The sequence below is a fragment of the Streptomyces sp. NPDC001852 genome (assembly GCF_042891825.1).
Taxonomy (GTDB): domain Bacteria; phylum Actinomycetota; class Actinomycetes; order Streptomycetales; family Streptomycetaceae; genus Streptomyces.
Genome location: NZ_JBIATN010000010.1, coordinates 73,667 through 98,461, shown reverse-complemented (window position 1 = coordinate 98,461; position 24,795 = coordinate 73,667). Strand labels below are relative to the sequence as shown.

At 71.6% G+C, this 24,795-nt stretch carries 24 protein-coding genes; 11 read left to right on the top strand and 13 right to left on the bottom strand.

Going from position 1 to position 24,795, the window contains the following annotated elements; genetic code table 11:
• Positions 1–79: 79 nt before the first annotated feature.
• Positions 80–1,462, bottom strand: a complete 1,383-nt coding sequence (locus ACFYZB_RS18980; protein ID WP_351203141.1) for a glycine--tRNA ligase — start codon at positions 1,460–1,462, stop codon at positions 80–82.
• A 184-nt stretch (positions 1,463–1,646) separates the two neighbouring features.
• Between ACFYZB_RS18980 and ACFYZB_RS18975 the strand changes: the two genes are divergently transcribed.
• From ACFYZB_RS18975 to ACFYZB_RS18960, 4 genes are all read left to right on the top strand, one after another.
• Positions 1,647–2,606 (top strand): metal ABC transporter substrate-binding protein, encoded by a 960-nt coding sequence (locus ACFYZB_RS18975; RefSeq protein WP_388759690.1) that lies wholly within the window; start codon positions 1,647–1,649, stop codon positions 2,604–2,606.
• A gap of 11 nt (positions 2,607–2,617) precedes the next feature.
• Positions 2,618–3,388 (top strand): metal ABC transporter ATP-binding protein, encoded by a 771-nt coding sequence (locus tag ACFYZB_RS18970; RefSeq protein ID WP_388759687.1) that lies wholly within the window; start codon positions 2,618–2,620, stop codon positions 3,386–3,388.
• Positions 3,388–4,290, top strand: coding sequence for a metal ABC transporter permease (locus ACFYZB_RS18965; protein WP_388759683.1), 903 nt, complete (start codon positions 3,388–3,390; stop codon positions 4,288–4,290). The genes ACFYZB_RS18970 and ACFYZB_RS18965 overlap by 1 nt, the downstream gene beginning before the upstream one ends.
• A 63-nt stretch (positions 4,291–4,353) precedes the next feature.
• Complete coding sequence (locus tag ACFYZB_RS18960; RefSeq protein ID WP_388759680.1) at positions 4,354–4,770, top strand: Fur family transcriptional regulator; 417 nt, start codon at positions 4,354–4,356, stop codon at positions 4,768–4,770.
• Between the two features lie 5 nt (positions 4,771–4,775).
• Here the strand turns inward: ACFYZB_RS18960 and ACFYZB_RS18955 are convergent, their stop codons facing one another.
• The 6 genes from ACFYZB_RS18955 to ACFYZB_RS18930 form a co-directional block, all read right to left on the bottom strand.
• Positions 4,776–5,309, bottom strand: a complete 534-nt coding sequence (locus ACFYZB_RS18955) for a YcxB family protein (protein WP_388759678.1) — start codon at positions 5,307–5,309, stop codon at positions 4,776–4,778.
• 195 nt (positions 5,310–5,504) lie between these two features.
• Entirely contained in the window at positions 5,505–5,798 is a 294-nt protein-coding gene (locus tag ACFYZB_RS18950; protein WP_388760134.1) for a histidine-type phosphatase, read from the bottom strand.
• Positions 5,799–5,900: 102 nt separating this feature from the next.
• Positions 5,901–6,041 carry a hypothetical protein gene (locus ACFYZB_RS18945; RefSeq protein WP_388759675.1) on the bottom strand — a complete coding sequence of 47 codons (141 nt, stop codon included), beginning with the start codon at positions 6,039–6,041 and terminating at the stop codon, positions 5,901–5,903.
• A gap of 39 nt (positions 6,042–6,080) precedes the next feature.
• Positions 6,081–6,929, bottom strand: coding sequence for an isoprenyl transferase (locus ACFYZB_RS18940; RefSeq protein WP_351203127.1), 849 nt, complete (start codon positions 6,927–6,929; stop codon positions 6,081–6,083).
• An 18-nt stretch (positions 6,930–6,947) separates the two neighbouring features.
• Positions 6,948–7,694 (bottom strand): DNA repair protein RecO, encoded by a 747-nt coding sequence (gene recO, locus ACFYZB_RS18935; protein WP_351203125.1) that lies wholly within the window; start codon positions 7,692–7,694, stop codon positions 6,948–6,950.
• Positions 7,695–7,814: 120 nt separating this feature from the next.
• Positions 7,815–8,003: a hypothetical protein gene (locus tag ACFYZB_RS18930; protein WP_351203123.1), complete on the bottom strand. Its 189-nt coding sequence runs from the start codon at positions 8,001–8,003 to the stop codon at positions 7,815–7,817.
• Positions 8,004–8,392: 389 nt separating this feature from the next.
• Between ACFYZB_RS18930 and ACFYZB_RS18925 the strand changes: the two genes are divergently transcribed.
• From ACFYZB_RS18925 to ACFYZB_RS18905, 5 genes are read left to right on the top strand one after another with little or no spacing between them, the layout of a single operon-like run.
• Positions 8,393–10,033: an ABC transporter substrate-binding protein gene (locus tag ACFYZB_RS18925; RefSeq protein ID WP_388759672.1), complete on the top strand. Its 1,641-nt coding sequence runs from the start codon at positions 8,393–8,395 to the stop codon at positions 10,031–10,033.
• Positions 10,034–10,037: 4 nt separating this feature from the next.
• Entirely contained in the window at positions 10,038–10,994 is a 957-nt protein-coding gene (locus ACFYZB_RS18920; RefSeq protein ID WP_388759670.1) for an ABC transporter permease, read from the top strand.
• A complete protein-coding gene (locus tag ACFYZB_RS18915; protein WP_388759668.1) occupies positions 10,994–12,958 on the top strand; it encodes a dipeptide/oligopeptide/nickel ABC transporter permease/ATP-binding protein in 1,965 nt (654 codons plus the stop codon). Before ACFYZB_RS18920 ends, ACFYZB_RS18915 begins: the two co-directional genes overlap by 1 nt.
• The gene (locus tag ACFYZB_RS18910) at positions 12,955–13,977 is read left to right on the top strand and encodes an oligopeptide/dipeptide ABC transporter ATP-binding protein (protein ID WP_388759665.1); all 1,023 of its coding nucleotides are present in this window, start codon (positions 12,955–12,957) and stop codon (positions 13,975–13,977) included. The genes ACFYZB_RS18915 and ACFYZB_RS18910 overlap by 4 nt, the downstream gene beginning before the upstream one ends.
• A 1-nt stretch (position 13,978) precedes the next feature.
• Complete coding sequence (locus ACFYZB_RS18905; protein ID WP_388759662.1) at positions 13,979–14,905, top strand: dihydrodipicolinate synthase family protein; 927 nt, start codon at positions 13,979–13,981, stop codon at positions 14,903–14,905.
• A gap of 225 nt (positions 14,906–15,130) precedes the next feature.
• Here the strand turns inward: ACFYZB_RS18905 and ACFYZB_RS18900 are convergent, their stop codons facing one another.
• The 6 genes from ACFYZB_RS18900 to leuA all read right to left on the bottom strand — a co-directional run bounded on the left by ACFYZB_RS18900 (position 15,131) and on the right by leuA (position 23,030).
• Entirely contained in the window at positions 15,131–16,309 is a 1,179-nt protein-coding gene (locus tag ACFYZB_RS18900; RefSeq protein WP_388759659.1) for an exo-alpha-sialidase, read from the bottom strand.
• The gene (locus ACFYZB_RS18895) at positions 16,306–16,971 is read right to left on the bottom strand and encodes a response regulator transcription factor (protein WP_351203109.1); all 666 of its coding nucleotides are present in this window, start codon (positions 16,969–16,971) and stop codon (positions 16,306–16,308) included. Before ACFYZB_RS18895 ends, ACFYZB_RS18900 begins: the two co-directional genes overlap by 4 nt.
• A complete protein-coding gene (locus ACFYZB_RS18890; protein ID WP_388759655.1) occupies positions 16,968–18,191 on the bottom strand; it encodes a sensor histidine kinase in 1,224 nt (407 codons plus the stop codon). Before ACFYZB_RS18890 ends, ACFYZB_RS18895 begins: the two co-directional genes overlap by 4 nt.
• 15 nt (positions 18,192–18,206) lie before the next feature.
• On the bottom strand, positions 18,207–20,285 hold the full coding sequence (locus ACFYZB_RS18885) for an MMPL family transporter (RefSeq protein WP_388759652.1): 2,079 nt from the start codon (positions 20,283–20,285) through the stop codon (positions 18,207–18,209).
• A gap of 142 nt (positions 20,286–20,427) precedes the next feature.
• Complete coding sequence (locus ACFYZB_RS18880; protein WP_351203105.1) at positions 20,428–21,123, bottom strand: TerB family tellurite resistance protein; 696 nt, start codon at positions 21,121–21,123, stop codon at positions 20,428–20,430.
• Positions 21,124–21,308: 185 nt separating this feature from the next.
• A complete protein-coding gene (gene leuA, locus ACFYZB_RS18875) occupies positions 21,309–23,030 on the bottom strand; it encodes a 2-isopropylmalate synthase (RefSeq protein WP_351203103.1) in 1,722 nt (573 codons plus the stop codon).
• Between the two features lie 355 nt (positions 23,031–23,385).
• Between leuA and ACFYZB_RS18870 the strand changes: the two genes are divergently transcribed.
• Together ACFYZB_RS18870 and ACFYZB_RS18865 are read left to right on the top strand one after the other, a co-directional pair.
• Entirely contained in the window at positions 23,386–24,456 is a 1,071-nt protein-coding gene (locus ACFYZB_RS18870; protein ID WP_388759648.1) for a M4 family metallopeptidase, read from the top strand.
• 20 nt (positions 24,457–24,476) lie between these two features.
• Entirely contained in the window at positions 24,477–24,743 is a 267-nt protein-coding gene (locus ACFYZB_RS18865; RefSeq protein ID WP_388759645.1) for a protealysin inhibitor emfourin, read from the top strand.
• The last annotated feature ends 52 nt before the right edge of the window (positions 24,744–24,795 follow it).

The following is a 24,795-nucleotide window of genomic DNA, read 5'->3' as shown; positions in this document are numbered from 1 at the left end:
CCGACCGAGTCGGGTGGTGGGTGGGCGCAGGCCGGGGGTCCGGGGGCCAGAGCCCCCGGGACCTCGGGGACAGCGGGGGTCAGCAGCCGAGCAGGCGGCCGGCCAGGTACCCCTCGATCTGGTCGAGAGACACCCGCTCCTGCTTCATCGAGTCACGCTCGCGCACCGTGACGGCGTTGTCCTCGAGCGTGTCGAAGTCGACGGTCACGCAGTACGGCGTGCCGATCTCGTCCTGACGGCGGTAGCGGCGGCCGATGGCGCCCGCGTCGTCGAACTCGATGTTCCAGTGCTGCCGCAGCGCCTGGGCGAGGCCCTTGGCCTTCGGGGACAGCTCGGGGTTGCGGGACAGGGGCAGCACGGCCACCTTCACCGGGGCCAGACGGTGGTCCAGGCGGAGCACGGTCCGCTTCTCCATCTTGCCCTTGGCGTTCGGCGCCTCGTCCTCGACGTAGGCGTCGAGCAGGAAGGCCAGCATGGTGCGGCCCACACCCGCCGCCGGCTCGATGACGTACGGCGTCCAGCGCTCGCCGGCCTCCTGGTCGAAGTAGGAGAGGTCCTGGCCGGAGGCCTTGGAGTGGGCGCCGAGGTCGTAGTCGGTCCGGTTGGCGACACCCTCCAGCTCGCCCCACTCCGAGCCGCCGAACTGGAAGCGGTACTCGATGTCGGCGGTGCGCTTGGAGTAGTGGGAGAGCTTCTCCTTCGGGTGCTCGTACCAGCGCATGTTCTCAGTGCGCAGACCCAGGCCGGTGTACCAGTTCCAGCGCTGCTCCATCCAGTACTCGTGCCACTTCTCGTCCTCGCCCGGCTTGACGAAGAACTCCATCTCCATCTGCTCGAACTCGCGGGTGCGGAAGATGAAGTTGCCCGGCGTGATCTCGTTGCGGAACGACTTGCCCATCTGGGCGATGCCGAACGGCGGCTTGCGGCGCGAGGTGGTCTGCACCTGGGCGAAGTTGGTGAAGATGCCCTGGGCGGTCTCGGGGCGCAGGTAGGCGACGGAGCCGCTGTCCTGGGTCGGGCCGAGGTGCGTCGAGAGCAGACCGGAGAACTGCTTGGGCTCGGTGAACTGGCCCTTGTTGCCGCAGTTCGGGCAGTTGATGTCGGCCAGGCCGTTCGCCGGGGCGTGGCCCTTCTTCTCCTCGTACGCCTCTTCCAGGTGGTCGGCGCGGAACCGCTTGTGACACGCGGTGCACTCGGTCAGCGGATCCGTGAAGGTGGCGACGTGGCCGGAGGCGACCCAGACCTCGGAGGCCAGGATGACGGACGAGTCGATACCGACCACGTCCTCGCGCGACGTCACCATGTAGCGCCACCACTGACGCTTGATGTTCTCCTTGAGCTCGACACCCAGCGGTCCGTAGTCCCAGGCGGCACGCTGTCCGCCGTAGATCTCACTGCACGGGAAAACGAAGCCACGGCGCTTGCTCAGGCTGACGATGGTGTCGATCTTGTCGGCGGCCACGGTGCTCTCTTCATTACGACGACGGGCGTTGAAGCGAGATGCTTCCAGCGAATGATTCAGGTTACCGGCGCAGGCTCCCCCCGGACCAAATCGGCCCCCTCCCCGGACCCGCCTCCCGGGCTCTCACCGGGCGCCTACCGGCCTTTTTTGACAACGGTTTCCATGTTAGATGAAAATGACTGTCATGAACGTACGACGACGCCTCATACCCACCGCCGCGCTCACCGCCGTGACCGCCCTCGGCCTCGGCACCCTCACGGCCTGCTCCGGCGACAGGGCGGAGGCGGCGAACACCGGCAAGTTCGACGTCGTCGCGTCCTTCTACCCCATGGCCTTCCTCGCCGAGCGGATCGGCGGGGACCACGTCCACGTCACCAGTCTCACCTCCCCCGGCCAGGAGCCGCACGACCTGGAGATCAGCCCCCGGCAGATCGCCTCGCTCCAGGACTCCGACGCGGTCCTCTACCTGAAGAACCTCCAGCCCTCCGTGGACGACGCGGTGGCCCAGTCCCCGGTGAAGACGAAGGTCGACGCGGCCTCCCTCACCACGCTGGAGCAGCACGGCAACGAGGTCGGCGGCCACGCGGCCGCGCACGACACCCACAAGAACGAGGAGTCCGCGGGCAAGGACCCGCACATCTGGCTCGACCCGGTGCGCTACGCCGAGGTCGCCGAGGGCGTCGGCAAGGCCTTCGAGAAGGCCGACCCGAAGCACGCCGCCGGCTACCGGAAGAACACCGCGGCCCTGGTCAAGCAGCTCGACGACCTGAACGCGCGGTTCAGGAACGGCCTGGCGCACACGAGGACCAAGGTCTTCATCACCACCCACGCCGCCTTCGGCTACCTCGCCGAGCGCTACGGCCTGACCGAGGAGGCCATCGCCGGCCTCGACCCCGAGTCCGAGCCCAGCGCCGCGCGCGTGAAGGACCTGGAGACCATGGCCAGGGCCGACGGCGTCTCCACCGTCTTCTACGAGACGCTCGTCAGCGACAAGACCGCGAAGACCATCGCGAACGACGCCGGCCTGACGACGGACGTCCTCGACCCGATCGAGGGCATCACCGCCAAGTCCCGCGGCAGGGACTACTTCTCCGTCCAGGAGGCCAACCTCAAGGCGCTCCGGCAGGCGCTGGGCGCCAAGTGAGGGGACACGAGATGACCAGCGAACCCGTCATATCCCTGCGCGGGGTCACCGCCGAACTCGGCGCGCGTCCCGTGCTCCGGGGCATCGACCTCACCGTCGGCCGCGGCGAGGTCGTCGCGCTGCTCGGCGCCAACGGCTCCGGCAAGTCCACGGCGATCCGCACGATCATCGGCCAGGTCCCGGTCAGCGGCGGCACGATCGAGCTGTTCGGCACCGAGCGCCGCGCCTTCCGCGACTGGGCGCGCGTGGGGTACGTGCCGCAGCGCACGACGGCGGCGGGCGGCGTGCCCGCGACGGTCACCGAGATCGTGTCGTCCGGGCGCCTGTCCCGCACCCGCTTCGGCGTCTTCCGCCGGGCCGACCGGGAAGCCGTGCACCGGGCCCTGGAGCTGGTCGGGATGGCCGACCGCGCCAAGGACTCGGTGAACGCCCTGTCCGGCGGCCAGCACCAGCGCGTGCTGATCGCCCGCGCCCTTGTCGCCGAGCCCGAACTGCTGATCATGGACGAGCCGATGGCCGGCGTCGATCTGGCCAGCCAGGAGGTGCTCGCCCGCACGCTGAAGCAGCAGGTCGACTCCGGTACGACGGTCCTGCTCGTGCTGCACGAACTGGGCCCCCTGGAGCCCCTGATCGACCGGGCGGTCGTCCTGCGCGACGGCTGTGTCCTGCACGACGGCCCGCCCCCGCACGCCGTCGGCCAGCACGCACTCCCCGGCCACGACCACGTACACCCGCACGCACCCGCGGGTTCCGAACCTCTGCGGACGGGACTGCTCAGCTGATGGACTTCCTCAACTACGCCTTCATGCAACGGGCGCTGCTCGCCGCCGTCCTGGTCGGCATCACGGCGCCCGCGGTCGGCATCTACCTGGTCCAGCGCCGCCAGGCCCTGATGGGTGACGGCATCGGCCACGTGGCGATGACGGGTGTCGGCCTCGGTTTCCTGCTGTCGACGTCCCCCGTGTGGATGGCGACGGCCGTCTCGGTCCTCGGCGCGGTCCTGATGGAACTGATCCGCTGGTACGGCAGGACCCGCGGCGACATCGCCCTCGCGATGCTCTTCTACGGCGGTATGGCCGGCGGCGTGATGTTCATCAACCTCGCGCCGACGGGCTCCAACGCGAACCTGGCGACGTACCTGTTCGGCTCGCTGTCGACGGTGTCGCAGTCCGACGTCGTGTCGATCTGCCTGCTCGCCGCGTTCGTGGTGCTGGTCACCCTCGGTCTGCGCCGCCAGTTGTTCGCGGTCAGCCAGGACGAGGAGTTCGCCCGGGTCACGGGCCTGCCCGTGCGCGCGCTCAACCTCCTGACGGCGGTCACGGCGGCGGTCACGGTCACGGTCGCGATGCGCGTGGTCGGCCTGCTGCTGGTGTCCGCGCTCATGGTCGTACCCGTGGCGGCGGCGCAGCAGCTCACCCGCAGCTTCACGGCGACCTTCGTGATCGCGGTCGCGATCGGGGTGGCCGTGACCGTCAGCGGCACGATCACCTCGTACTACCAGGACGTGCCGCCCGGCGCGACGATCGTCCTGCTGACCATCGCCGCGTTCGTCGCGCTGACCGCCCTCGCCACGCCGCTCGCCCGCCGACGCGCCCGCACGGCGGCCGCGGCCGGGCCCGCCGGGGATCCGGCGGAGTGCTCGATTCCGGCCACACGAGAGGCCGAGAGCAAGATCGGCGTCTGACTGCTGACAGTCCGGGCTGGCACAATGGCCGCCCGGGCAGAAGCAAGACGTGAGGAGGCAACGGTGACGACCGCTGGACCGCCCGTGAAGGGCCGCGCGACCCGCCAGCGGGCCGCCGTGGCGGCGGCCCTGGACGAGGTCGACGAGTTCCGCAGCGCGCAGGAGCTCCACGACATGCTCAAGCACAAGGGCGATTCGGTCGGCCTGACCACGGTCTACCGCACCCTCCAGTCCCTCGCCGACGCCGGCGAGGTCGACGTCCTGCGCACGTCCGACGGCGAGTCCGTCTACCGCCGTTGCAGCACCGGTGAACACCACCACCACCTCGTGTGCCGTGCCTGCGGCAAGGCGGTGGAGGTGGAGGGCCCGGCCGTGGAGAAGTGGGCGGAGGCCATCGCGGCGGAGCACGGGTACGTCAACGTGGCCCACACGGTGGAGATCTTCGGCACGTGTGCGGACTGCGCCACGCAGGCCGGCTGAGCTTCCTATACCCGCCGGATGTTCCGGTCCAGGATCGCCCTCAGCCGGTCGATGTCCGCCGGGTCGGTCAGGCCGCTCTTGGGGAGCATGGTGAAGGTGATGGCGTTCTTGTCGTCGCTGAGGAGCACGAACACGCGCCGCGTCTCCCGGTAACGCGGCTGTGCGGCCCAGGTGCCCGACGCCGTGGTGTGGTCGGTCGTCACCGACACGCCCTGCCCCGTCACCGTCACTCGGAACAGGCCCCGCCGCACGGCGACCCGCTGGAAAGCACGCGCCTGCAACCAGGGAGACAGCGCCAGCGCCAGGGTGGCGACAACCATCGACGCCAGCACGCCGGGCGAGAAGTGCTTGCCTTGGATCGCCCGCACGATCTCCGTCAGGGCGGCGAACCCCGTCACGAAGGGCGTCCACCGGTAGATCCACCCCACCCGGCTCACCCGCTGCCGCGCCCGCAGCGCCGAGGTGAGGTCCGCGGCCTCCGGCCGGTATCTCAGTTCCACGACGTCCTGCACCGCGTCCCGCCCCATGTCCATGACCATGAGGCGGGATCGTACAGAAGCCGATCATCCGGCGCCCGCGCTCATGCCCGCCCGAAGCAGCGCTCCAGCTCGTCCAGGTCGTAGAACGCGCTGCCCTCGGCGATCGGACGGCAGCCCGCCCTGAACGGCGTCTCCGGCCATCTTGCCGCGCGCACAGCAGGTCCTTGTCGGTGCGGGTCGGCCCGCTCAGCGGCTTCAGCGCGGGTCGGCGGCGGCGAGGGCGCCGGTGTACTCGTTCGCGCTGTCCACGGCCCGCCCCTGCTCAGAGCTGACGACGTCGATCTTCTCGCCCTCGTCGGCGATCCGCGCGAACAGCGTGGGCAGCCGCTGTTCCGTGCGCGTCGCGGTGTCCCGCATCTCCTGCCGGCCGCGCCCGCTGAGGTTGCCGTACCCGACCTGCTGCATGGCGGCCGTCAGCGCCCGCACGGTGGGCCCGAACTCCTCGCCCTTCCCGGTGAGTTGGTCCTCCGCCTGCGCCTTGTCCCACAGCGCGAGGACCAGGTCGCCGTCCTCGCCGCCGGTCGCCGCACGGGAGCCGTGCCGGGAGACGTTCTCGGTGAAGACGGGGGTGTAACCGGCCGGGGGGCGCTGCTAGCTGCGTGCGCTCTGCTCGGGCTCGTACGGCGCCTTGGTGCCGTAACTCCCGCGGCGCGCGGGGCTGTGGGCGGCGTGCGCGGGCAGCGCGGTGAGCAGCAGGGCGCCGAGGGCGAGGACGGGCGTGAGACGTCTCATGCCCCCGCATCCTCGGCAGCCCGGGTGAATCGGGGGTGGCTAGGCGGTGGAATCGCCCTTCATGGCGGCCTCCATGGCGAGGAGTTCCTCGTTCGGGACGGCGCCGCCGAACCGCCGGTCGCGGGAGGCGAATTCGACGCAGGCCCGCCACAGGTCGCGGCGGTCGAAGTCGGGCCACAGCACGTCCTGGAAGACCATCTCGGCGTACGCGCTCTGCCAGAGCAGGTAGTTGGAGGTGCGCTGCTCCCCGCTGGGCCGCAGGAAGAGGTCCACGTCCGGCATGTCGGGGTAGTAGAGGTACTTCTGGATGGTCTTCTCGCTGACCTTCGACGGGTCCAGGCGCCCCGCCGCCACGTCCTCGGCCAGCGCCTTCGCCGCGTCGGCGAGCTCGGCCCGGCCGCCGTAGTTCATGCAGAAGTACAGCGTGAGCAGGTCGTTGCCCTTGGTCTGCTCCTGGGCGACCTGCAGTTCCTTGGCGACCGACTTCCACAGCCTGGGCATACGGCCCACCCAGCGCACCCGGATGCCGAGTTCGTCGAGCTGGTCCCGCGTCTTGCGGATGAAGTCGCGGTTGAAGTTCATCAGGAAGCGGACCTCGTCGGGCGAGCGCTTCCAGTTCTCGGTGGAGAAGGCGTAGAGGGAGATGTTGCGGACGCCGATCTCGATCGACCCCTGGAGCACATCCAGCACCCGCTCGGCGCCGACCTTGTGCCCCTCGGTCCGCGGCAGCCCCCGCTCCTTCGCCCACCTGCCGTTGCCGTCCATGACGATGGCCACGTGGTTCGGGACCAGCTCGCCGGGGAGCTTGGGCGCGCGGGCACCGGACGGGTGCGGCTCCGGCGCCTTGTACTCGCGCCGCTGGCGCCCCAGGATCCCGCGTACGACCATGTGCTTCTCGTCTCCCTCTTACTTCTCGACGTACCTGAGCGAACGCAGCCCGCGCTCCAGATGCCAGTGCAGGTAGGCGGACACCAGCCCGCTGCCCTCGCGGACGTACCGCGCCTCGCACGCGTCCGCCGTCTCCCAGTCTCCCGTAAGCAGCGCCGCGAGGAGCACCAGGGTCTGCGGCGACGGTACGACACTGCCGGGCACCCGGCAGTCGACGCAGACGGAGCCGCCGGAGGCCACGGAGAAGAACCGGTTCGGTCCGGGCATGCCGCACTTCGCGCAGTCGGTGAAACTCGGGGCGTACCCGTTGACGGCGAGGGAGCGGAGCAGGAAGGCGTCGAGGACGAGATGGGGCGCGTGCTCGCCCCGGGCGAGGGTCCGCAGCGCCCCGACGAGCAGCAGGTACTGCTGCACCGCCGGCTCCCCCTCGTGGTCCGTGAACCGCTCGGCGGTCTCCAGCATGGCCGTCCCGGCGGTGTACCGCGCGTAGTCGGTCACGATCCCGCCACCGTACGGCGCGATGGTCTCACTCTGCGTGCACAACGGCAGCCCGCGCCCGACCAGTTCGCTCCCGCGCGCGAAGAACTGCACGTCGACGTGGGAGAAGGGCTCCAGCCGGGCCCCGAACTTCGACTTCGTCCGCCGCACCCCGCGGGCCACGGCCCGTACCCGTCCGTGACCGCGCGTGAGCAGCGTGATGATCCGGTCCGCCTCACCCAGCTTCTGGGTGCGCAGCACGATGCCGTCGTCGCGGAACAGAGTCATGGGCCCATTCTCACCCACGCCCTCCCCCGCGAACGCCGTTGAACAATATGTTGAAGAAGGTCGACGAACACGAGGCCCGATGTTGGCGTCGCACGGCAGACGGGAAGTGCCAGACAGACCCTAGGGCACCTCGCCGCGGCTGCGGGCGTTGGCGTAGGCGTTCGCCGCGCTCAGCCGCTCGGCGGGGCTGGCGGGCCGCACGGCCGCGGGGTCGGCGTCCCACTCCCTGCCGCCGCCATAGGGTCTCAGCTGGACATACGGCCCCTCGTGCCCCATGACGATCCCCACCCGCCCGCTCCGGGTGTCCATGGCATGGCTGCCGACAGGGCACGCGACGGGACGTACGCCTGCCCTGTCCGGAGCCGGCCGAAATTCATCCAAGGTCTCCTCCCGCCTCTTAGGTCCCGGCCATGTCGCTCCCCTCTCTTTCGGGTTTTCACTCTTCGCACATCAAGAGTGACGCTCCGCCACTACACTGCCGGTGAGGCTCCCGGAGCGACGGGGCCCTTCTGTGTCCCTTCCGGCAGCCGGTGCGGGGGTCCGACGCCCGCCATTGGTGCCGACCTCTGGCGGCTGACCCGTTCGTGTGCGCCGTCTTGACCACCCCCACGCCCCCTCCTATGGTCGCGCTACCGACCGGACGTAGGACGTAGGACGTCGTATCTCCCCCTCCCACCCATCCACTCGTTGGAGGACCCGTGCGCGACGACGTGACACCCGGCCCCGACGTACCGGCACCGCGCCGCCGGCAGTTCCTGAGCTCCACCGGTGTGCTCGGCGCGCTCGCGCTGCTGCCACCTGCGCTGACCGCCTGCTCCACCGGGCCGCAGTCCACCAACGACACCGGGGGCGGCGGCACCGGCAAGGACCGGACCCTGACCGCCGTGATCGGCTACGGCAACGACGGCAGCTGGGATCCGACGCAGACGGCGTCGGCGTTCTGCATGGCGGCCAACAACCACATCTACGAGGGGCTGCTGGACACCGACCCGATCACCCGGGTGCCGTATCCGGCGCTCGCCACCGAGGTGCCCAAGGACCCGAACGCCACCACCTGGCGGTTCACCCTGCGCTCGGGCGCGACCTTCCACGACGGCAGGCCCGTCACCGCCGACGACGTCGTGTTCGTCTTCGACCGGATCCTCGACCCCGGCACCCAGACCCTCGCCAAGGGGTTCTTCGCCAGTTGGCTCGGCAGCGTCAGGAAGGCCGACTCGCGCACCGTCGAGCTCGTGCTCAAGTTCCCCTTCCCGGACGGGCTCTCCCGGCTCACCCTGGCCAAGATCATGCCGAAGCACGTCTTCTCCAGGCCCGGCGCCTGGGACGACGCCATCAAGGGGCTGGCCGTCGGCTCAGGGCCGTACCGGCAGACCGCGCACCACCCGAAGTCCAACACCACCTTCGAGGCGTACGCCGGCTACAACGGACCGCGCCCACCCGCGTTCAAGCGCATGAACTGGCTGACCATCGTGGATGCCGCGCCGCGTGTCGCGAAGATCTCCGGTTCCGACGCCGGGGCGCAGATCGCCGACAACATCCCCTACGCCAACATCGCGCGGCTGGAGCAGGGCGGGCTCGAGGTCGCCGGTGGCGCCGGGATGAACAACCTCTTCCTGATGTTCAACACCCGGCACAAGCCCTTCGACGACGTGCGGGTGCGGCAGGCGCTGCACTACGCCATCGACACCGAGAAGATGGTGCACGTCGCCCTCAAGGGGCACGGGAAGCCCGCGTCCTCGTTCCTCGACGAGGGCAACCCCGCCTACCGGCGGGCCAAGACCGTGTACGACTACGACCCCGACAAGGCGAAGGCCCTGCTGAAGGCCGCCGGGGTCAGCAATCTCAAGGTCAACGTCCTTGCCGTGAACGTCAGTTGGATCGTGGACTGCCTGCCCACCATCAAGGCCTCCTGGGACGCGATCGGCGTGGAGACCACCCTCGCGCCGCAGGAGACCACGGCCGTGTTCACCAAGATGGACCAGAAGCAGGACTACCAGGTTGTCGCCGCGGCTTCCAATCCGAACCAGTTCGGGCTCGACGCCGATCTGATCATGCACTACAACTACGGGCCGCAGAACCTGTGGATGGGGTACACCCGGTGGGCCGGCGACCCCGTCGCCAAACAGCTGTTCAAGGACATGGACCGGGCCACCCGGGAGCCGGATCCGCAGAAGAAGAAGGCGATCGTCCAGGACTACATCGACGTCGTCGCCGAGCAGGCCGTGCTCTACCCGGTGGTGCACAACGAGCTGATGACCGCCTGGGACCCCCGGAAACTCACGGGTATAAGGGCGCAGCCCTACCCCGGTATCAACCTGCTCCAGGCCAAGTGGGTCTGACGGTATGACGGCCGTCGTACGGATCCTGCTCCGCCGGGTCGCACTGCTCGTGCCGCTGATGCTCGGGATCGTGCTGTTCGTGTTCCTGGTGATGCGGTTCTCGGACGTCGATCCCGCGTCCGCGTTCTTCCAGGGCGCCAGCCCGACGCCGCAGCAGCTCCATGACTTCCGGGAGCGGAACGGTCTGCTCGATCCGCTCCCCGTCCGGTACGTCCACTTCGTCGGCGACCTGCTCCACGGGAACCTCGGCACCAGCGCCCTGACCCGGGCCCCGGTGGCCGACCAGGTCACCACCGCACTACCGCTCACCCTCCAGCTGACCTTCCTCGGCCTCGCCGTCGCGGTCGTACTGGCGCTGGCGGGCGGGGTCACGGCGGCCGTGTACCGGGACCGGGTCCCGGACCAGGTCATCCGGGTGCTCTCGCTCGTCGGCGTGGCCGCCCCCGGGTTCTGGCTGGCGCTGTTGATGATCCAGTACCTGGCGGTGGACCGGGGCTGGTTCCCGACCGGCGGCTACATCAACCCGGCCGACTCGGTCACCGGCTGGCTGAAGACCATGGCGCTGCCCGCCTTCGCCCTCTCCCTGCCGGTCGCCGCGCAGCTGACGCGGATCGTCCGCACCTCGGTCGTGGAGGAGCTGGACAAGGACTACGTGCGGACCGCGATCGGCAGCGGGCTGCCGCCCCGCGTCGTCGTCGGCCGGAACGTGCTCAGGAACGCCCTGGTCAATCCCCTGACCGTGCTCGGGCTGCGGGTCGGCTACCTGCTCGGCGGAGCCGTCGTCATCGAGACGATCTTCTCGCTGCCCGGCATGGGCAAGCTGATGATCGACGCCGTGCAGAACGGCGATCCGGCCGTGGTGCAGGGGGTGGTGCTGACGACCGCCACCGGGTTCGTCGTCGTCAATCTCGTCATCGACATCCTGTATCTGCTGGTCAACCCACGTCTGAGGGCAAGCTGATGGTCACGCGCGCGCGTCTTGCCGAGCGGTTCTCGCGGCCCGGCGGCGTGCGGCTGCGGGGCCGGCACCGGCTGCCCCTGCTGTCGAAGATCGCCGTCTGCTTCCTGGCCTTCGTCCTCCTCGTCGCCGTACTCGCCCCGCTCCTGGCCCCGGACGATCCGCTCGACCAGCAGGACCCGGTCGGCGGCACCGGGCATCCGTCCGCCGCGCACTGGCTCGGGCAGGACAGCCTCGGCCGGGACATCCTGAGCCGGCTGATGTACGGCGCCCGGTGGTCGCTCGCGATCGGGCTGGGGGCGACGGCGCTCGCCCTGGTCGTGGGTGCCGTCACCGGCGCGGTGGCCGCCACCTCCCGCAAGGCGGTCGACGAGACGCTGATGCGCTGCCTGGACGTGGTGATGGCGTTTCCCGGTATCGCCCTCGCGGCCGTCCTGGTCGCGGTCTTCGGCGGGGGCATCGGCGTGCTGATCTGTGCCATCGCCTTCCTGTTCACGCCGCCCGTCGCCCGGGTCGTCCGGGCCAACGTCCTCGACCAGTACGGCGAGGACTACGTCACCGCGGAACGGGTGATCGGCGCCCGTACGCCCCACATCGTGGGCCGGCACGTGGCCGTCAACTGCGCGGCCCCGGTGCTGGTGTTCTGCACGGTGCAGGTCGCCGAGGCGATCGTGTTCGAGGCGTCGCTGTCCTTCATCGGCGCCGGTGTGCGGCCCCCTGACCCCTCCTGGGGCAGTGTCATCGCCGACGGCAAGAACATGGTGCTGACCGGCGGCTGGTGGGCGACCGTCTTCCCCGGGCTGCTGATCCTGCTCACCGTGCTGTCGCTGAACATCCTCTCCGAGGGCGTGTCCGACGCGTGGGCGGCGCCGGCGCCCAGGGAGGTGGAGACGCCACCGGACCGGCTTCAGGCGCCGGAGCCCGGCAGCGGCGAGGTGCTCCAGCTGCCCGGCCTCACCGAAGCGGCCCGGCGGCTGCGCTCCCGGGCCCGGCCCCGCCCCGACTCCTCCGGTCAGCCGGTGCTCGCCGTGCAGAACCTCACCATCGGCTTCCCGGACCGGCACCGGGGCGTGGACGTCGTCGCCGGTGTCAGCTTCGAGGTGCACCCCGGTGAAGTGCTCGGTCTGGTGGGCGAGTCGGGCTGCGGGAAGTCGCTGACCGCGCTCACCGTGATGGGGCTCCAGCCGGGGGACGCCCGCATCGGCGGCCAGGTGCGATTCCGGCAGCGGGACCTGCTCGCCGAGCCGATGCGGGTGCGGCGGCGGCTGCTCGGGCACGAGATGGCGATGGTCCACCAGGACGCCCTGTCCGCGCTGAACCCGGCGATGACCGTCCGCGCCCAGCTGAAGCAGCTCGTCCGGCGCGGGGGCAGGCGCAGTCCGCGCGAGCTCATGGAGCTGGTCGGGCTCGATCCCGAGCGCACCCTGCGCAGCTATCCGCACGAGCTGTCCGGCGGGCAGCGCCAGCGCGTGCTCATCGCCATGGCGCTCTCCCGCGACCCACGGCTGATCGTGGCCGACGAGCCGACGACCGCCCTGGACGTCACCGTGCAGGCCCAGGTGATGGAGCTGCTGCTGCGGCTGCGCGAGGAGCTGGGGTTCGCGCTGATCCTGGTCTCGCACGATCTGGCGCTGGTCGCCGACGTCACCGACCGGGTGGCGGTGATGTACGGCGGGCAGATCGTGGAGAGCGGGGTGACCGCCGACCTGGTGGCGGCGCCGGCCCACCACTACACGCGCGGTCTGCTCGGCAGCGTGCTGTCGCTGGAGTCGGCCGAGCAACGGATGACGCAGATCAAGGGGGCCGTACCGGCCCCGGCCGACTTCCCGGCGGGCTGCCGCTTCGCCGACCGCTGCCCGCTGGCGAGCGAGGTGTGCCACGCCCGGACGCCCGTCCTCGCCGGTACGGCCACCCACACGGCCGCCTGCCACCATCCGGCCGTACCCGTTCAGGAGGCACTGCAGTGAGCGCTGTGGTCGAGGTCCGGGACGCCCATGTCGTGCACAGGGCGCGCAGCGGCGGGCTGCTGCGCCGGGACCGGGTGTACGCCCTGACCGGCGCCGACCTCACCGTGGCCGCCGGGGAGACGGTGGGCGTGGTCGGCGAGTCGGGGTGCGGGAAGTCGACGCTGGCGCGGGTGCTGGTGGGCGTCCAGCGGCCGGTCTCGGGGTCGGTGGCGTTCCAGGGCCGGGACCTGTGGACGATGCCGCCCGCCGAGCGCCGGGCCACGGTCGGCGCGGGCGTCGGGATGGTCTTCCAGGACCCGTCGACGGCGCTCAACCGGCGGCTGACCGTACGGCGGATCCTGCGCGACCCGCTGGACGTCCACGACCGCGGAACCAGGGCCGAACGGGAGGACCGGGTACGGGAGTTGATGGCCCTGGTCGGCCTCCCCCGGGCCCTGTCCGACGCGTTGCCCGGACAGCTCTCCGGCGGGCAGCGGCAGCGCGTGGCCATCGCCCGTGCGCTCGCCCTCGACCCGGCGCTGGTCGTCGCCGACGAGCCGACCAGTGCCCTGGACGTGTCGGTCCGCGCCCAGGTCCTGAACCTCCTGCTGGACCTCAGGGAACGCCTCGGCCTGGCCCTGGTGTTCGTCTCGCACGACATCCAGACGGTACGGCGGATGAGCGACCGGGTGATCACCATGTACCTGGGCCGGATCGTGGAGGAGACCCCGGCCGACCGGGTCACCGGCGCCGCCCGGCACCCGTACACCCGTGCCCTGTTCTCCGCCACGCCCGGACTGCTGGACCCCATCGACCCGATCCCGCTGACCGGCCCGGTGCCGTCCGCGACCCGGCCGCCGAGCGGCTGCCCCTTCCGCACCCGGTGCCGGCGGGCGGACGGGGTGTGCGCCGAGGTGATGCCGGACTTCTCGGCCGCGTCGCGGCCCGGACACCGCTACCGGTGCCACCATCCTGTTGAGGAGGAGGATTCGACCCGAGACCCGGCAGACCTCGCAGACCCAGCACGCCAGGAGCCCTGACATGTCCTTCCCCGCCCCGCTCACCGGTGTCGTCCCGCCCGTCTGCACGCCCCTGACGCCGGAGCGCGAGGTGGACGTGCCCTCGCTGCTCCGGCTGGTCGACCATCTGGTGGAGGGCGGGGTGCACGGGCTGTTCCTGCTCGGGTCCACGTCCGAGGCCGCGTTCCTCACGGACCGGCAGCGCAGGCAGGTGGTGGCGGCGGTCGTGGCCCATGTGGGCGGTCAGCTGCCGGTCCTGGCCGGCGCCATCGACATGACCACGCCGCGCGTCCTGGACCACGTCACGGCCGTGACGGCGGCCGGAGCGCAGGCGGTGGTCGTCACCGCGCCCTTCTACGCCCGCACCCACCGCTCCGAGATCGTCCACCACTACCGCAGGATCGCCGCCGCGTCGCCGGTGCCGGTCATCGCCTACGACATTCCCGTGGCCGTGCACACCAAGCTCCCCGCCGACGTGGTGCTGGGCCTGGCCGCCGACGACGTGCTGGCCGGGATCAAGGACTCCAGCGGGGACCTGGGCGCCTTCCGTGAGATCGTCACCGGCGCCCGCGCGCACCCCGGGTTCAGCGTGCTGACCGGCTCCGAGCTGGTCGTCGACTCCGCGCTGGCGCTGGGCGCCGACGGGGCGGTGCCGGGGCTGGCCAACGTCGACCCGCACGGGTACGTCCGGCTGTACCGGATGTGCCGGGCCGGCGACTGGGAGGGGGCGCGGGTGGAGCAGGAGCGGCTGTGCGCGCTGTTCGGGATGGTCACGGCCGGGGACCCGGCACGGATGGGTGGCAGCTCGTCGGCGCTGGGGGCGTTCAAGGCCGCGCTGCATCTGCGGGGGGTCATCGAGTGCGCGGTGACGGCGGAGCCGCAGGTGCCGTTGTCCGGGGAGGAGACGGAGAGGGTCGGGAAGTTCCTGGCGGCGGCGGGACTGCTCTAGGCCCTGTCGTCAAACTCCCGTCGTCCGCCCGAAGGGCGGGCCCTGCGGCGTCAGGTGCGTGCTCTGGGGGTCCCCCCGGCCGAAGGCTGGGGGAGTGCCGGGCCCTGGCCCTCGTACTGGACGTACTTGGGCCCGGGCCCGGTGCGGCGAGAGTGCGTGCATGGCGTCGCGGGGCTGGGGGCACCTCCCGGCCGAAGGCTGGGGGAGGGAGTTTGACGACAGGGCCTAGTCCCCTGACAGGGTCAGTCTGCGGAACTCCACGGTGTCGTACGCCTGCTCGCTCCCCGTCTCGTACAGGACGCCGATCGTGTCGTGGCCGAGCTGGACCAGGTCGGAGTAGGCGGCCGGGCGGTCGGAGAGGGTGCGCAGCCTGGTGAAGGTGCGGCCGCAGTCCGTGCTGGACCAGATCGCCAGGGCGCGGCGGGCGGTCGGTACGGAGGGGGCGGAGAACAGCAACGGGGCCTGGCGACCGCGGAGTTGGAGGACGCTGCCCTGGACGACCGGGACGTCGTTCAGGGTGGGCTGGACGGCGTAGGGGCGGTCGAGGGTGGTGCCGCCGTCGCCGGAGTAGGTGTCGAGGCGGTTGCCGGGGGCGGTGCCGTACTGGTCGCGGGCGTTGAAGTAGAGCCTGCCGTCCGGGAGCTGGGCGGCGGTGGTTTCGTTGACGTTGGTCAGGCCGGCGTGGGATCCGGTCACGAAGCCGAGGTGCCAGGTGCGGCCGCCGTCGTCGCTGTAGAGCGCGTGCCCGCCGTCGTACCGGGAGGCGGGGCCGGGAGAGCCTTCGGGCGGGGCGACGGAGTGGTTGGCGGGGACGAGCAGGCGGCCGGTGTGCGGGCCCCGGGTGAGGGCGACGGCGTGGCCGGGGCCGGTGGCGTACCAGCGCCAGCCGGGCCGCTCCACCTGGGCCGTGATGTCCACCGGGGGCGTGAAGTGCCGGCCGTCGTCCCGGCTGCGCTGCACGAACACCCGGCGCTGTGCCGCACCGCGCCGGATCTGGTCCTCCGTCGCCTTCCCGCTGTTGGCGCAGGTCACCAGGACGACGTCACCGGTGCGCGGGTCCACGACCGGCGCCGGGTTGCCCCGGGTGTCCCCGTGTCCGTCGGCCACGACCGTCAGCGGGCCCCAGGTGCAGCCGCCGTCGGTGGAGCGGCGCAGCACGACATCGATGTCACCGGTGTCGCCGACGCCGTCCCGCCGCCCCTCGGCGAAGGCCAGCAAGGTGCCGTACCCCGTCTTCACGACCGCGGGGATGCGGTAGGCGGCATAGCCGCCCTGACCGGAGACGTACGGCACGGACGAGACGCAGCCGGGACCCGCCTGGGCGGAGGCTGCCGTGGGCGGGCGGACGGTGAGCGAGGTGAGGAGCGCGAGGGCGGTGAGCAGGGTGCGGCTCTTCGGTGTCACCCACCCATGCTCCCAGGAGTCACCAGCCCCGACTCGTAGCCGACGATCACCAGCTGGGCCCGGTCGCGGGCGCCGAGCTTGCCCATGATCCGGCTGACGTGGGTCTTGGCGGTGAGCGGGCTCAGCCCCAACGCCTCGGCGATCTCGGCGTTGTTGAGGCCGCGCGCGACCAGGGTCAGCACCTGGCGCTCCCGGTCCGACAGGCACTCGGGGCCGCCCGTCACGGGCGCCGAGGGGCTGCGCAGGAACCGCTCGATCAGGTGTGCCGTGGGGCCCGGTGAGAGCAGTGCCTCGCCCGCCGCGACCGTGCGGATCGCGTCGAGGAGGTCGGCCGGACGGGTGTCCTTCACCAGGAATCCGGAGGCTCCGGCCCGCAGCGCCTCCACCACGTGCTCGTCGGTGTCGTAGGTGGTGAGCACCAGGACCCTGACCCCGGCGAGGTCCTCGTCGGCGGCGATCAGCCGGGTCGCCTCGATGCCGTCCAGGCCGGGCATGCGGATGTCCATGAGGACGACGTCGGCGCGCTCGGCGCGGGCCAGGTCGACGGCCTCGCGGCCGGTGCCGGCCTGCCCGACGACCTCCATGTCCGGCGCCGACTCCACGAGCATCGCGAACGCGGCCCGCACCAGGGTCTGGTCGTCGGCGAGCAGCACCCGGATCATCTCTGGTCCCCGGGCTTCTCCCCCAGCGGCAGTACGGCGCTCACCTCGAAGCCCGGTCCGTCGGCGCGCGGTCCGGCCTCGACCGTGCCGCCGACGCTGCGGGCGCGCTCCCGCATCCCGACCAGCCCGAATCCCGGCGGGCCGGCACCGGCTCCGGCCGCGCCGCCCACCCCGTCGTCGGTGACCCGGACGCGCAGGCCGCCATGCTCCTCGTACACGCCGACGCGCACGGTCAGGTCGGCCCGGCCGCCGTGCCGTACCGCGTTGGTGAGCGCCTCCTGCACGATCCGGTAGGCGGCGGCGCCGACGGCCGGCGGCACCCCGTCGGCCCGCACGGCCAGGTCCACCCGGGCGCCCGCCGACTTCGCCAGCTCGGCCAGGCCCGCGAGGCCGGGCAGCGGGCCGCGGGCGTCCGGGGTGCCGGGGTCGCGCAGCACCTCCAGGGTCGTGCGGAGTTCACCGCGGGCCGTGCGGCAGGTCTCGGCGATGTCGTCGAGGGCCTTCGCGACGGCCGTGCGGTCCAGCCGCTCGGGGTCGGCCTCCAGGACGTGCGCGGCGACCGAGGTCTGCACGCCGATGAGGGTGATGGTGTGGGCGAGCAGGTCGTGCAGGTCGCGGGCGACGCGCAGGCGTTCCTCGGCGACCCGGCGCCGGGCCTCCTCCTCGCGGGTGCGTTCGGCGCGTTCGGCGCGTTCCACGGCCGCGGCGGCATTCTCGCGGTGGACGCGGATGTACCCGCCGAGGACGAGCATGGAGACGATCCAGCCGGTGATCTGGAAGCTCACCTGGACCCCGGCCATGCCGTGACGGATCTTCAGGAGCAGCATCAGCGTGACGACGGCGGCGCCGATGAAGGCCGTGCGCCGGGGGCCGTGGGTCACCGCCACCGTGTAGAGGACGACCATCGAGGCGGCGGTGGGCGCCGAGTGGTTGTAGTCCAGCTGGTGGTAGGTCGCGATCAGCGTGATCATGACCGCGAGCACGGTGAGCGGGGCCCGCCGCCGCCACACCAGCGGCACGTGCAGCCCGAGCAGCAGGGCCCAGCCGAGCGCGTCGGGGTGCCGGCCGCTGCCGACGGTGACGGCGATGCCGGAGGCGAGCGCCGCGAGCGCGGCGGCCAGGAGCGCGTCCTGCCGCAGGGGATCCAGGGACGCGAGGGTCCGGCCGGGCCGGAACGCGGCGATGGTCGCCTGCACGGGGTTCGTGACGGTTGCCTGCACGGGGTTCATCTTCCGCTATGCGCCCACGGGCTCCGGTGTGCGGTCGGCGTCCGGCGCCGGTCGGGACAGCCGGCCCGGCCACCACACCCGGTGCCCGAGCGCGACGCTCGCGCTGGTCACGAGGTAGGTGCGGACGAGGAAGGTGTCCAGCAGGACACCGACGGCGATGACGAAGCCCAGCTCGACCAGCGGCACCAGGCCCATGTTCGTCAGCACCGCGAAGGTGGCCGCGAGCACCAGCCCGGCGGAGGCGATGACCCCGCCGGTGGTGCGCAGCGCGATCAGCGCGGCCGCCGCCGGTTCGGCGCCCCTGACCGACTCCTCCCGCATCCGGTGCATCAGGAAGATGCCGTAGTCGACGCCGAGCGCGACCAGGAAGACGAAGGACAGCAGGCCGAGGCCGGGGTCGGTGCCGGGGAAGCCGAACAGCGGTCCGAAGGCGAGCCCGCCGAGGCCGAGCGCGGCGCCCCACACGGCGACGACGGCGGCGACCAGGAGCAGCGGGGCGACCAGGGAGCGCAGCAGGACGACCAGGATCAGCAGCACGGAGACCAGGACGATCGGGACGACCACCAGGCGGTCGCGGGCGCCGGTGTCCTTCAGGTCGAGCTGCTGGGCGCTGGGCCCGCCGACGTGGGAGCCGGGCAGCCGGTGCCGCAGGGCCTCGATGGTGGCGGTCTCGGCGGCGGACTGGGGCGGCGCTGAGGCGGTCACGGTGATCTCGGTCCAGCCACCGCCGGTACGGCCTTCCCGGGCGTCCGCCACGCCCCGGGTGCCCTCGACCACGGCGAGGGTGGCGTCGGCACGCCCGGCCGGGGTCATGATCCCGATGGGCTGCGCGGACCGCTCCGGGTAGGCCCTGGCCACCGTCTCCATGGCGGTCACGGACTCGGGCCGGTGCACGAAGGTGTCCAGCTGCTTGATCGCGCCGGGCAGGTTCAGGGTGCCCAGCGCGAGCGCGCCGAGCAGGGCGGCGCCGACGGCGAGGACGGTCAGCGGGCGGCGCCCGGCCGAGGAGCCCATCGCCGCGAACAGGGACCGGCGGGCCCTGGGCGTGCTGCCGTGGGCGGGCACGAGCGGCCAGAACACCCGGCGGCCCAGCAGCACCAGGAGGGCCGGGAGCAGGGTCAGCATCGCGGCGAGCGCGCACAGCACGCCGACCGTGCCGAGCGGGCCCATGCCCCGGCTGGAGCTGAGGTCGGCGGCGAGCAGGCAGAGCAGTCCGGCGGCGACCGTGCCGGAGGAGGCGAGGACGGCGGGGCCGCAGCCGCGCAGGGCGGCGCGCATAGCGTCGTACGGGCGCTCGTGCCGGCGCAGTTCCTCGCGGTAGCGGGAGACGAGGAGCAGGGCGTAGTCGGTGCCGGCGCCGAAGACGAGGATGGTCATGATGCCGGCGCTCTGGCCGGAGACGGTGGTGCCGAAGGCCTGGTTGAGGCCGTAGGCGGCGGCGCGGGCGAGGAAGTCGGAGAGGCCGGCGACGACGAGCGGGACGAGCCACAGCAGGGGGCTGCGGTAGATGAGGACGAGCAGGAGCGCGACGACGGCGACGGTGGTGTAGAGCAGGGGGCCGCCGAGCGAGGCGTAGACGCCGGAGGCGTCGGTGGCGAGGGCGGCCGGACCGCCGACCTGGACGCTCAACCCGCCCTGGTCATGGGCCACTTGGCGGACGTCGTCGACGAGGGCGTTCCGCTTCTTCTCGTCGGTGCCGGGCTCGTTGCTGGTGACGGGGTACATGAGGGTGGTGCCGTCGGCGGACGGGATGCCGTGCGGGGTGCCGGCCGTCAGGGTGTGGCGGTGGGCGACCCGGCTCAGCTGCCGTGCGGCCGTGGTCCGGTCGGCGGCGGTGAGCCCGGTCGCCCGGTGGTAGACGAGGACCAGTTCGGTGGTCTCGCCGCCGGGCAGCCGGTCCTGCAGTTTCGCGGCCCGGGTGGAGTCGGCGGACGCCGGCAGATAGTCGGTGGCCCGGTCGTGCTGCACGTCGGCCAGCTTGGCGGCGAACGGCGCGGCGACGGCCAGCAGCACCGCCCACAGCCCGACGACCAGCCAGGGCAGGCCCCGGCTTCCCTGTGTTCTCCCGGCCCCCACGGATCCCATGGCGCGGGCCTCCCTTCCCCTGCGGATGTCTGGATACGGCTTCCAGACTTCCGGCGAAAGGGACGCCGTTCGTCGGGCGTGAAGGCGAGTTCGGCGCTACTGCCGGGGGTGACCGGGGCGCGCCGTTACTCCCGGGGGAGTATCAGGACGGCGTCCGTGCCGCCGCCAGCAGGCGGGTCACGTCGTCGGCGCAGATGGTCAGGGCCGCGCCGACCGTGGTGAGGGCGTCGCGTTCGGCGGGGGTGTAGGGGCCGTCGGCGAGGGCGATGCGGGCGGCCTGGAGGAGGAGGGACTCGCGGCCGGCCGGGGCGAGGTGCGGGGCGAGCGGGTCCAGGGCCTCGTGCAGCTCTATGGTCAGGCTGGTGCCGCACTCGGCCCCGAGGACCCGGCCGGTGTCGGCGGCGAGGGCCTCGACCAGGGCGGCCAGCTGTTCCTCGGTGCAGCCGTCGAAGCCGGCCGCGCGGACCGCGGTGGCGGCCGTCTCCAGGGTCGTACGGGAGGAGGTGCCGCCGGCGGCGAGCACGGCGAGGGCGACGGTGTGCACGGCGTCGCGGAGCATCGCGGAGAAGCGGCGGGTGGTGGGATGGTCGAGGACGTCGGTGCCGTACTGGTGGCGGCAGGCGGCGCACTCCACGACCGGGCCCGCGGTGCCGCGCGGCAGCAGGGGGACGCCGAGCAGGGTGAGCCTGCGGCGGCCGGTGAGCCGCTGGTAGTTGCGGTCGCCTCCGCAGCCGGGGCAGTAGAACTCGCCGTCCCCCACGGGTGTCCACGCGGTGCGGACGCGCAGGATGTGCGCAGCCCTGGTGGCACGGCCGTCTCGTCCCCGTACTGGCAGCACGTCGCACCTCCGTAACGACGCCGCAACATCGCGGCGCTGGCGTGATGTTAGCCACATCACCAAGGCTGAGTCAGTACCCCGTAAGAGACCTTTCTGTGACCTGACCGGCCCCGTGGCCGATAACAGGCGGGGCCCCGGCCGCCGTATACAGCGGTCGGGACCCCGAAACTCCCGGTCAGGAGTGGTCAGCGGGCCGCGCGGTTGACGGCCGAGACGACCGCCTTCAGCGACGCACGCGTCGTGTTCGCGTCGATGCCGATCCCCCACAGGACCTTGCCGTCGATCGCGCATTCGATGTAGGAGGCGGCCTGCGCGGAGGCGCCCTCGCTCATCGTGTGCTCCTGGTAGTCCAGCAGGCGTACGTCGATGCCGATGGACTCCAGGGCGTCGAAGAAGGCCGAGATCGGACCGTTGCCGGAGCCGGTCAGGACGGTGTCCTCGCCGTCGACGGTCGCCTCGACGGTCAGGGTGTCCACGCCGTCGGTGTCGGTGGTCGACTGGCCGGTCCTGACCTGGATGCGGCCCCAGGGGTTGTCCGGGTTCGGCAGGTACTCGTCCTGGAAGACCGACCAGATCTCCTTCGCCGTGATCTCGCCGCCCTCGGCGTCGGTCTTGGCCTGGATGAGCCTGGAGAACTCGATCTGCATCCGGCGCGGCAGGTCCAGCTTGTGGTCGTTCTTCAGGACGTAGGAGATGCCGCCCTTGCCGGACTGGGAGTTGACGCGGATGACGGCCTCGTAGGAGCGGCCGACGTCCTTGGGGTCGATCGGCAGGTACGGCACGGCCCACTCGATGTCGTCGACGGTGACGCCCTTCGCGGCCGCGTCGGCCTCCATGGCGTCGAAGCCCTTCTTGATGGCGTCCTGGTGGGAGCCGGAGAAGGACGTGTAGACCAGGTCGCCCACGTACGGGTGGCGCGGGTGGACCTCCATCTGGTTGCAGTACTCCCACGTACGACGGATCTCGTCGATGTCGGAGAAGTCGATCTGCGGGTCGACGCCCTGGGAGAACAGGTTCATGCCCAGGGTGACCAGGTCGACGTTGCCGGTGCGCTCGCCCTGTCCGAACAGACAGCCCTCGACGCGGTCGGCGCCGGCCATCAGGGCCAGCTCGGCCGCCGCCACGGCCGTACCGCGGTCGTTGTGCGGGTGGACGGACAGGCAGACGTGCTCGCGGCGGGTCAGGTTGCGGTGCATCCACTCGAAGCGGTCCGCGTGCGTGGACGGGGTCGAACGCTCCACGGTGGCGGGCAGGTTGAGGATGATCTCGCGGCCGGGGCCGGGCTGCCAGACGTCCATGACCGCCTCGCAGACCTCCAGCGCGAAGTCCAGCTCGGTGTCGGTGAAGATCTCCGGGCTGTACTGGTACCCGAACTCGGTCTCCGGGCCCAGCAGCTTCTCGGCGTACTCCATCACCAGGCGGGTGCCGTCGACGGCGATCTGCTTGATGTCGTCCTTGGAGCCGCGGAACACCACCCGGCGGAAGACCGGGGCGGTGGCGTTGTACAGGTGGACGGTGGCCCGCTTGGCGCCCTTCAGGGACTCCACGGTCCGCTCGATCAGGTCCTCGCGGGCCTGGGTCAGTACGGAGATCGTGACGTCGTCGGGGATCGCGCCCTCTTCCTCGATGATCGAGCGCACGAAGTCGAAGTCGGTCTGGCCGGAGGCGGGGAAGCCGACCTCGATCTCCTTGTAGCCCATCTTCACCAGCTGGTCGAACATCCGGCGCTTGCGCTCGGGCGACATGGGGTCGATCAGGGCCTGGTTGCCGTCGCGCAGGTCGGTGGAGAGCCAGCGGGGGGCGGCGGTGATCCGCTGCTCCGGCCAGGTGCGGTCCGGGATGTCCACCTGTTCGTAGCGGCCGTACTTGTGGATCGGCATGGAACTGGGCTGCTGGCGGTTGGCCATGGTGCGTGGGCTCCTCAGGGTGTCCGGATGTGCATCCGGATGTCCGGGTGGACGGCCGACGAGGCAACGCCAGAGCTCCGCGGGGAGGGAGTCGGCCTTGTGACTACAGGCCCTCGCCGCGGCAGCTAAGAAGAAGCAGCCCGAAACGCATGATGCGTCGCAGCCTAGCCGAGCCGCCCCGGACTCGGGGGACGCGTATCAGTATGCGGGACCGCCGCCACAAAAGGGACAAAAAGTGCGCAGCACCACATCGCCCTAGCACACCGTCACGGAGCGTCGCGGTCCTGTCCCGGTATTTCACCAATCATGGTGGCCTCTAGTGACACCGACATCACGGAGTGCGATGGTGCGGGGCATGACGACCAACGGGGGCTTCGAGCCCGTCTTCTGCACGATCGTGCCACCGCACGTCCTCGACCGGCTCGCGCAGGCCGAGGACTCCGCGCTCTCCGGCCCGGCCCGCCGCTCCCTGGAGCACGACGCCTACCAGCGCACCAAGCGCCGCCTGACCACGGTCATCGGCGCGCCCTCCGTCACCGCGCCCCGGGGCACCGCCGCCGACCAGCCGCACCGCACGATCTACGACGCCCACCACACCCAGGACCTGCCCGGCACCCAGGTCCGCGCGGAGGGCTCCGACCCGGTCGCGGACGCCACCGTCAACCGCGCCTACGCGGGACTCGGCGCCACCTTCGAGCTGTACCTGAAGGCGTACGGCCGGCACTCCATCGACGGCAACGGGCTGCCGCTGGACGCCAGCGTCCACTACGACCAGAACTACGACAACGCGTTCTGGAACGGCGAGCAGATGGTGTTCGGCGACGGCGACGGCCAGATCTTCCTCGACTTCACCATCCCGGTCGACGTCATCGGCCACGAGCTGACCCACGGCGTCACCCAGCACACCGCGAACCTGGAGTACTTCGGGCAGTCCGGCGCGCTCAACGAGTCGGTCTCCGATGTCTTCGGCTCGCTGATCAAGCAGTACACCCTCGGCCAGACCGCCGCCGAGGCCGACTGGCTGATCGGCGCGGGCCTGCTCGCCCCGCACGTCCACGGCACCGCGCTGCGCTCGATGAAGGCCCCGGGCACGGCCTACGACGACCCCAACCTGGGCAAGGACCCGCAGCCGGCGAGCATGGACCACTATGTCCGCACCGGCCGCGACAACGGCGGCGTGCACATCAACTCGGGCATCCCCAACCACGCCTTCTACCTGGTCGCCAGTGCCATCGGCGGGCACGCCTGGGAGAAGGCCGGGCAGATCTGGTACGACGTGCTGACCGGCGGCGCGCTGAAACAGAGCGCCCAGTTCGCCGACTTCGCCACGCTGACCGTGAAGGCGGCGCGGGAGCGGTACGGCGCCGGCGACGAGCTCCAGGCCGTGCAGAAGGCGTGGGAACAGGTCGGGGTGCGGACGCTGTAGTTCCGTACTAGACAGTTCCCATGCGTATCCGAGTACGGCGCACGGGCGGCTTCGCGGGCATCGAGCGCCGGGCCGAGGTGGACACCGCGGCCCGGCCCGACGCCGACGCCTGGCACACCCTGGCCGAACGCGTCCTGGCGTCCGGCCACGGCACCCCGCCGCCCGGCGTCCCCGACGGCTTCCGCTACGAGATCACCGTGGACGGCCGCACGGTGTACGCGGCCGATCCCCGACTCACCGAGGAACAGCGGGAGTTGGTGTCCCGGGTGCTGAAGGAGGGGGCGTGAGCGCCGGTTCCCGCCGGGGCGTTGACTTACGTTACCGTGGGTAAGGATGATC

Bases quoted from the DNA above. Each gene is read 5' to 3' on its own strand.
- ACFYZB_RS18975 (WP_388759690.1), top strand. From the start codon at position 1,647: ATGAACGTACGACGACGCCTCATACCCACCGCCGCGCTCACCGCCGTG.
- ACFYZB_RS18970 (WP_388759687.1), top strand. From the start codon at position 2,618: ATGACCAGCGAACCCGTCATATCCCTGCGCGGGGTCACCGCCGAACTC.
- ACFYZB_RS18965 (WP_388759683.1), top strand. From the start codon at position 3,388: ATGGACTTCCTCAACTACGCCTTCATGCAACGGGCGCTGCTCGCCGCC.
- ACFYZB_RS18955 (WP_388759678.1), bottom strand. From the start codon at position 5,309: ATGGTCATGGACATGGGGCGGGACGCGGTGCAGGACGTCGTGGAACTG.
- ACFYZB_RS18945 (WP_388759675.1), bottom strand. From the start codon at position 6,041: ATGAGACGTCTCACGCCCGTCCTCGCCCTCGGCGCCCTGCTGCTCACC.
- ACFYZB_RS18940 (WP_351203127.1), bottom strand. From the start codon at position 6,929: ATGGTCGTACGCGGGATCCTGGGGCGCCAGCGGCGCGAGTACAAGGCG.
- recO (WP_351203125.1), bottom strand. From the start codon at position 7,694: ATGACTCTGTTCCGCGACGACGGCATCGTGCTGCGCACCCAGAAGCTG.
- ACFYZB_RS18930 (WP_351203123.1), bottom strand. From the start codon at position 8,003: ATGGACACCCGGAGCGGGCGGGTGGGGATCGTCATGGGGCACGAGGGG.
- ACFYZB_RS18920 (WP_388759670.1), top strand. From the start codon at position 10,038: ATGACGGCCGTCGTACGGATCCTGCTCCGCCGGGTCGCACTGCTCGTG.
- ACFYZB_RS18915 (WP_388759668.1), top strand. From the start codon at position 10,994: ATGGTCACGCGCGCGCGTCTTGCCGAGCGGTTCTCGCGGCCCGGCGGC.
- ACFYZB_RS18905 (WP_388759662.1), top strand. From the start codon at position 13,979: ATGTCCTTCCCCGCCCCGCTCACCGGTGTCGTCCCGCCCGTCTGCACG.
- ACFYZB_RS18895 (WP_351203109.1), bottom strand. From the start codon at position 16,971: ATGATCCGGGTGCTGCTCGCCGACGACCAGACCCTGGTGCGGGCCGCG.
- ACFYZB_RS18885 (WP_388759652.1), bottom strand. From the start codon at position 20,285: ATGGGATCCGTGGGGGCCGGGAGAACACAGGGAAGCCGGGGCCTGCCC.
- leuA (WP_351203103.1), bottom strand. From the start codon at position 23,030: ATGGCCAACCGCCAGCAGCCCAGTTCCATGCCGATCCACAAGTACGGC.
- ACFYZB_RS18870 (WP_388759648.1), top strand. From the start codon at position 23,386: ATGACGACCAACGGGGGCTTCGAGCCCGTCTTCTGCACGATCGTGCCA.
- ACFYZB_RS18865 (WP_388759645.1), top strand. From the start codon at position 24,477: ATGCGTATCCGAGTACGGCGCACGGGCGGCTTCGCGGGCATCGAGCGC.